The organism is Levilactobacillus fujinensis, from assembly GCF_003946335.1.
Taxonomy (GTDB): Bacteria; Bacillota; Bacilli; order Lactobacillales; family Lactobacillaceae; genus Levilactobacillus; species Levilactobacillus fujinensis.
In genome coordinates this window covers 1-1,588 of the sequence record NZ_RHNX01000092.1, presented here as the reverse complement: position 1 = coordinate 1,588, position 1,588 = coordinate 1, and the positions used below count along the sequence as shown (strand labels likewise).

The 1,588-nt window shown below is 47.2% G+C and carries 1 rRNA gene; it reads left to right on the top strand.

The features are described from left to right. Positions 1-1,588 (top strand): 23S ribosomal RNA (locus tag EKM89_RS13865); the annotation flags it as partial.

The window sequence follows — 1,588 nt, the reverse complement described above, 5'->3', positions numbered from 1 at the left end:
ATAGGCTGGTAAAGGAAGACGCAGTGAACTGAAACATCTAAGTAGCTGCAGGAAGAGAAAGAAAAATCGATTTCCTTAGTAGCGGCGAGCGAAGAGGAAAGAGCCTAAACCAAGTGATTTATCATTTGGGGTAATAGGACTGCGATGTAGGAGCGCAAGTAATAGCAGAACTATCTGGGAAGGTAGGCCAGAGAGGGTGAGAGCCCCGTAAGCGAAATTATGAGCGCACTTAGCAGTATCCTGAGTAGGCCGGAACACGAGGAATTCCGGTTGAATTAGCGAGGACCATCTCGTAAGGCTAAATACTAGCTAGTGACCGATAGTGAACCAGTACCGTGAGGGAAAGGTGAAAAGAACCCCGGAAGGGGAGTGAAAAAGAACCTGAAACCGTGTGTCTACAAATAGTCAAAGCACATTAAAGTGCGATGGCGTGCCTTTTGTAGAATGAACCGGCGAGTTACGTTAATTAGCGAGGTTAAATCAGAAAAGATGGAGCCGGAGCGAAAGCGAGTCTGAAGAGGGCGAGATAGTTAGTTGATGTAGACCCGAAACCAAGTGACCTATCCATGATCAGGTTGAAGGTGTGGTAAAACGCACTGGAGGACCGAACCCGTGTAAGTTAAAAATTGCTGGGATGAATTGTGGATAGCGGTGAAATTCCAAACGAACTTGGAGATAGCTGGTTCTCTCCGAAATAGCTTTAGGGCTAGCCTCGAAGAAAGGATAATGGAGGTAGAGCTCTGTTTGGACGAAGGGCCCGTCAGGGGTTACTGAATCCAGATAAACTGCGAATACCATGTATCTATCTTCGGGAGTCAGACTGCGAGTGATAAGATCCGTAGTCGAAAGGGAAACAGCCCAGATCACCAGTTAAGGTCCCAAAATCTATGCTAAGTGGAAAAGGATGTGGAGTTGCGTAGACAACTAGGATGTTGGCTCAGAAGCAGCCATCATTGAAAGAGTGCGTAATAGCTCACTAGTCGAGTGACGCTGCGCCGAAAATTTACCGGGGCTAAGCATAGTACCGAAACTGTGGATGTAGTGGAAGACACTACGTGATAGGAGAGCGTTCTAAAGGCGGTGAAGTTTGACCGTGAGGACAAATGGAGCTTTTAGAAGTGAGAATGCCGGTATGAGTAACGAAAGATAGGTGAGAATCCTATCCACCGAATGACTAAGGTTTCCTGGGGCAGGTTCGTCCGCCCAGGGTAAGTCGGGACCTAAGACAAGGCCGAGAGGCGTAGCCGATGGGGAACAGGTAGAGATTCCTGTACTGCATTTAATCGTTACGAGCAAAGGAGCGACGCAGGAGATAAAGAACGCATGGTGCTGGAAATCCATGTTTAAGCGTTAAGTATGAGAATGAGTGAAATGCTTATTTTCGTGAAGTACGAGGCGTGATAAGGAGCGAAATTAAAGTAGCGAAGGTTCTATAGTCACACTGCCAAGAAAAGCTTCTAGCCAGAGAGAATGTACCCGTACCGTAAACCGACACAGGTAGTCGAGTAGAAAATACTAAGGTGAGCGAGAGAACTCTCGTTAAGGAACTCGGCAAAAAGACCCCGTAACTTCGGAAGAAGGGGTGCTG